Source organism: Pontiella sp. (genome assembly GCF_041622395.1).
Lineage (GTDB): Bacteria > Verrucomicrobiota > Kiritimatiellia > Kiritimatiellales > Pontiellaceae > Pontiella.
The window spans coordinates 1-5,510 of the sequence record NZ_JBFJYW010000254.1 but is presented as its reverse complement, the minus strand read 5'-3'; the positions used below and the strand labels follow the sequence as shown (position 1 = coordinate 5,510).

Sequence of the window (5,510 nt, the reverse complement as noted above, 5' to 3'; positions counted from 1 at the left end):
TCTGGTCGCCGACGCGGTAGATTTCCAGCATGATGGAGGGTTTGCCGTTGTAGTTTGCAAAGGCATCGGAGTCTTCGAAGTCATCCACAACGGTAGCGATGTCGTTGAGCTTGAGGGGGGTTCCGTCTTCGGTCGCGAGGATGGGGGTCTGGGCGAACTCGGTGCCATAGTTCCGCCGTTCCTGCATGCGCAGCAGGGTTTCGCCGCTCTCGGTCTTGATGCCGCCGCCGGAAATCTCGCGCGACTGCGTATCGATGGTCGAGGCCAGCGACTGATGGGTCAGGCCATATTCGCGCAACTTGTCCTGCGAGACTTCCACGCTGATTTCCATGTCGCGGGTGCCGGAGAGTTCGACCTGGGTGATGTTCTCGCTTTGCAGCAGGCGATCGCGCACCTGTTCGGCAATGTTGCGCAGGGTCATGTCGGACGCGTCGCCATAGAGGACCAGCTCCATCGCTTCGCGAAGGCGGGCGGCCAGCGCAACCACGGGCCGTTCGGCCCCGTCCGGGAAGGTGGTGATGCGGTCGATCTCGCTTTTGATGTCCTGATAGACCTTGATGCTGTCGACGCCTTCGAGCAGTTCGGCGCTGACGGTGGCCGAGCCTTCCTGGGCAACGGACGTGACTTCGAAAACGCCCTCGATGCCGCGCACGGCTTCTTCGGCCGCGAGGCAGACGCTTTGTTCCATCTCTTCGGGCGTGCCGCCGGGATAGGTGACGCGGATGGTGACCATGTCGGCGCTGATGTCGGGAAAGACCTCCTGCTTGATCTGCGTGAAGGAGGCGTAGCCGCCGACCAGGCAGAGAATCATCAGCAGGTTGGCCGCAACCGGATTCTTGACCATCCAGGCGATCGGCCCCTTGAATTTATCCAAAACAGTATTCATTGTACTTCCTTTTTAAAACCACAGAGTTCACTGAGGCACAGAGGGCTGGTTACTAAGCCTACAAAAAAGCTCTGTGCCTCTGAGCTCTCTGTGGTGAAAAATCCATGTTACCTTAAGTTCCCTGTGGTTTTTTCGATGGTAGCCGGCCGTTGCCTTTTCCTGCGCCGGGTTGGCCTTGGCCCATGCCCGGTTTAGGCTCCGGGGCTTTTTCGCCGACGCGGCGCATCTCCATGCCTTCGACCGCGGCGGGCAGGCTGGAGGTGACGATTTCGAACTCGGCGGCGCCTTCGATGCGGACGAGCACGTCGTTCGCATAGCCCTCGAGCACTTCGGCCGGCAGGATGCGGAGTTTGTTTTCGCCGTCGATCGTCCAGACGACGTTGCCGTCGCGCAGGTATGCGCGCGGCAACAGCAGGGCATCCTTGATGGTTTCGCCCTCGATGCGGATGCGCACGAATTCGTCGATCAGCATCGGCCGGCCGGCGCGGGCGTAGGGCTTGTCCGCAGTCAGCAGCAGGCGCGCCATGCGTCCTTTCGTGCTGAGGCCGGGCAACAGCTTGTAGGTTTGGGCGGGCTGGGTGGTTCCGTCGGAAAGGGTGAGGGTGGCGGCGTAGGGCTGCTTGCCGAGCTTCGGCAGCGGGGCGAGGGAGCTGAGCGGAACCGAGGCGCGAACGAAATAGCGGTCGGTCGCGGCCAGCTCGGCCAGCACCTTGGAATTTTGCGCATAGTCGCCGATATCCGCGGTTTCGGAAACCACGACGGCATCGAACGGGGCGCGGATCTTCGTGCGCTCGAGATTCAGCTTGGCGGATTCCACGGCCAGTTCGGCGCTCTTGACAGAGGCCTCGGCCGATTTGAGCTGGGGTTCCCGCAGGATCAGGTCGCGGTAGGTGTTGTCCGCGTCTTGCGAGCCCATCAGTTCCATTTCGTGGCGGACGGCGTCCTGCTGGCCCTGCTCGATGCGGTATTGGCTTTGCGCGGTCAGCAGGCTCGCCTCCGCTTTGGCCAGCGCCAGCTCGTAGTCGGCCGATTCGATCTCGATCAGCACATCGCCTTCTTTCACCAACTCGCCTTCGACGAGCCCGGGATTGACGGCCACGATCCGCCCGCTGACTTCGGCCTGGATGGACGCGGACTTGTCGGCCGCAACGGTGCCGAGACATTCGACGACGTGGATTTGGTCGGTGGTTTTCAGCTTCGTGGTTTCCACCACGGGAACCATCGACGACATGGGACGGCCGCGCTGGGCCTGGGGCTTGTTTTTCACAAACCAGCTAGCGGCCAGGAATCCTCCGAGAATGAAGGCGATGCCGATGGCTATGGATACGATACGGCGGGTTGCGTTGTTCATTTGTTTTCCTCCAGCATGAATGTCCAGTCGCCTCCAAGGGCGCGGTAAAGTTGAATGCGGTCGCCGAGCAGATCGGCTTTGGCTTGTACATGGGTGATTTCGAGCGCTTCACGCGCGACGATGGCGGTGAGGGTGTCGAGGAAGGGCAGGATGCCGCGCTGGTAGCGGCGGATCGATTCGGCCTCGCTGTTTTTCGCGGCTTCGTACTGCTTGGCGATCGCCTCGACATAATCGGCCTGATGCCGCTCGCTGCTCAGCGCATCCTCGGTTTCCTGGATTGCTTCGAGCACGGCCAAGCGGTAGGTGGCGATGCGTTCGCGCGAGACGGCCAGGGTGCGGTCGACCTCCGCCTTGCGCGAACCGCCGTCGAGCAACGGCGCAACCAGGCTCGCGGCGAGGTTGGAGACCCAGTCGTCGAACAGGTTCTCGATCTTTTCGTCGGTGGTGTAGACCGACCCGCTCAACGAGAGGGTGGGCAGGCGCGCCGCACGCGCGGCGCCGACGTTCCAGTCGGCCGATTCGAGGCTGAGGCGGGCCGCCTGGAGGTCGGGGCGGTTTTCGAGTAGGTTGACTGGAAGCCCGGCCGCCGGTTGGGGGGGGGGGGATGGCAGCGGCTCGGGCTCCAGTCGAAGGTCGGTTCCGGGAATCTTCCCGATGAGGACGGCAATGGCGTTTTCGGTTTCCTGCATCTGGGCGAGGGCGGGCGGGATGCGCGCCTCGCTGGCCGCCACTTGCTGGCGCTGCTGCAGAACCGCAAGCGAGGTGGACTGTCCGGATTGGTAGCGGCGCTCGAGGGCGGCCAGCTTGTTGCGGTTGGATTCGAGCTGGCTTTCGTAAATGCGCAGCGCTTCCGATTGCGCCTGCCAGGAGAAGTAGGAGGTTGCAAGCGCGGCGGAGAGGCTCATTCCCGCCGTTTGCAGGTCGAATTTCGTGGCTTCGAAGGCCGCGAGCGAGGCGCGTTCGGCGGACTTCAGCCGGCCCCACAGATCCACCTCGTAGCTGGCGTAAAGGCCGAGGGTGCTGGCGGGCGTGGTGGTGTGGTCGGCGTCGGCGTAGGCAAAGTGTTTCGAGGAAGAGGAGGCTTGGGCATCGAGCTGGAACTTGCCGGCGGCTCCGCTCTTGCGGGCGGTGGCCGCGGCCTGCTCCATCCGGGCGAAGGCCTGCTCCAGCGAGAGGTTGCCCGCGAACGCCTCGTCCATCAGCCGGTCGAGTTGCGCCGAATCGAAGGCCTTCCACCAACGGGTCTGCATCGCGGCGCTGCCGGAAGCGTTGGCGAACCGTTCGGGCGTTTGCTCCTTGAGCAAGTCGGCCTCGCGATCGGGTTCGAGCGTCGTGCAGGAGCTGAGCCCCAGCGCGGTGGTCCCGAGGACGAGCCCATAAACCATTGCTTTATGGTTGGTCATGATCATTTTCCTGTGTTGTGGATTAAATCGCGGGTGGCGAGCAGTCCGCCGATCGCAAACGCTTCGACCTGGCGGGCCAGCTCGGCCGGGTTTTCGGTCGAGGGGAGGCGGTGTCTGCACTGGCAGGAGGTTTTGTTCTTCTGGTGCCCGACGTTGAGGAAGATGTGCAGGCTCATGAAGTTGAGGTGGGCCAGCTTGAGCTGGTTCTCCGATACGCCGGGGCCGATCAGCTGCCGGATCGCCTGGCTCACCCGTTCATGGGTCGGCAGAAGATGCTTTTCGAACAGGCTTTCGTGCATCTCGGTCGGTTCGCCCATTTCGCGGTGCAGCAGCTGGGGCAATCGGTGGGGGGTGCCCGTGCAGAAAATCTGTTCGATGCGGGAGCGGATGAACTGCCGCAGCCAAGCCTCCGGATCCGTTTCGATCAGATCGGTCGGCAGTGGGTATTCGGCGGCCGATAGCGCGAACAAATATTCCCAAACCTGCCGATAGAGGTTCGATTTATCGCCGAAATGGTAGTTCACCGCCGCAATGTTTGCGCCGGCCGCTTCGCAGATTTCGGCCACGGTGGTATCGCGATAGCCTTTTTCCGCGAAAATCTGGCTCGCCGCCTGGATCAGTCGCTCTTTGGTAGTCCGTTTTTTGCCCATGTTTCAAATGCCCATTTGAATCGAAGGCATGAAACGTAGGGGGCGGCGCTTTTATTGTCAAACGATTTGAAGAAACATTTCAAATGCCCATTTGAATCGCGCCGGGCCGCAGCCTTTGAGGCGGTTTTCAAGCCTTCTTTAACCGACAGCTCGTAGGAAATTCCCGTGTTTGTGCATGGTTGCTTACCGTTCGACTTCTTTTCCCGTTGCGCTCCTTAGGCACCCCCTTATGCGGAACAGGTTCTTACTCCGGCGGGTGAGCGGAACCAACTCCACATCCAATTGAGTATCCGTGTCCATCTGGGTTCATCAGTGGTTCCATTCCCGGATTTAGGGTAAAAAAGCAGGCTGGTTGGGGCCTGCTCTCTTGCCTATATTTTTGCGATTAACGCGCGAGGTCGAAGCGGTCGAGGTTCATCACCTTGTCCCAGGCCGCAACGAAGTCGGTCACGAATTTTTTCTTAGCGTCGTCCTGCGCGTAGACTTCCGCCAGCGCGCGCAACTGCGGGTTGGCGCCGAAGACCAGATCCACGCGGGTGGCGGTCCACTTGCGCTTGCCGGTCTTGCGGTCGAACCCCTCGTAGATGCCGTCTTCTTCCGACGGTTTCCACTCGGTCGCCATGTCGCACAGGTTGACGAAGAAGTCGTTGGTGAGCGTCTCCTTCTGCTTGGTCAAGACGCCGTTTTTCGACTTCTTGTAGTTGGCGTTCAGCACGCGCAGGCCGCCGACGAGCACCGTCATTTCCGGCGCGGTCAGCGTGAGCAACTGCGCCTTGTCCACCAGCAGTTCTTCGGCGGAGATGGCATATTTCCGGGGCAGGTAGTTGCGGAATCCGTCGGCCAGCGGCTCGAGGTAGGCAAACGAATCCACCTCGGTCATTTCCTGCGCGGCATCGGTGCGGCCGGGCGTGAAGGGGACCTTGACCTTGTGGCCGGCCTTGCGCGCGGCCTCTTCCACCGCCGCGCAACCGCCCAGCACGATGAGGTCGGCCAGCGATACCTGTTTCTTGTCGTTGGCCCGGTTGAACGCATCCACGATGTTTTCGAGCGCCTTGAGCACCTTCTTCAGCTGCGCCGGCTGGTTGACGGCCCACTTGTTCTGGGGCGCGAGGCGGATCCGTGCGCCGTTGGCACCACCGCGCTTATCGGAGCCGCGGAAGGTGGAGGCCGATGACCAGGCGGTATAGACCAGCTGGGATATCGACAGCCCGGAGTCGAGG

The 5,510-nt window shown here is 61.8% G+C and carries 5 protein-coding genes; all 5 read right to left on the bottom strand.

What is annotated here, in order from left to right:
- A partial coding sequence (locus ABYO54_RS13325; RefSeq protein WP_372808740.1) for an efflux RND transporter permease subunit occupies window positions 1-886 on the bottom strand: 886 nt, incomplete at its 3' end.
- A 112-nt stretch (window positions 887-998) separates the two neighbouring features.
- On the bottom strand, window positions 999-2,237 hold the full coding sequence (locus tag ABYO54_RS13320; RefSeq protein ID WP_372808739.1) for an efflux RND transporter periplasmic adaptor subunit: 1,239 nt from the start codon (window positions 2,235-2,237) through the stop codon (window positions 999-1,001).
- A complete protein-coding gene (locus ABYO54_RS13315; RefSeq protein WP_372808738.1) occupies window positions 2,234-3,640 on the bottom strand; it encodes an efflux transporter outer membrane subunit in 1,407 nt (468 codons plus the stop codon). Before ABYO54_RS13315 ends, ABYO54_RS13320 begins: the two co-directional genes overlap by 4 nt.
- A 2-nt stretch (window positions 3,641-3,642) precedes the next feature.
- Entirely contained in the window at window positions 3,643-4,290 is a 648-nt protein-coding gene (locus ABYO54_RS13310) for a CerR family C-terminal domain-containing protein (RefSeq protein ID WP_372808737.1), read from the bottom strand.
- A 385-nt stretch (window positions 4,291-4,675) separates the two neighbouring features.
- Window positions 4,676-5,510: peroxidase family protein (locus ABYO54_RS13305; RefSeq protein WP_372808736.1), on the bottom strand; the 835-nt coding region annotated here is incomplete at its 5' end.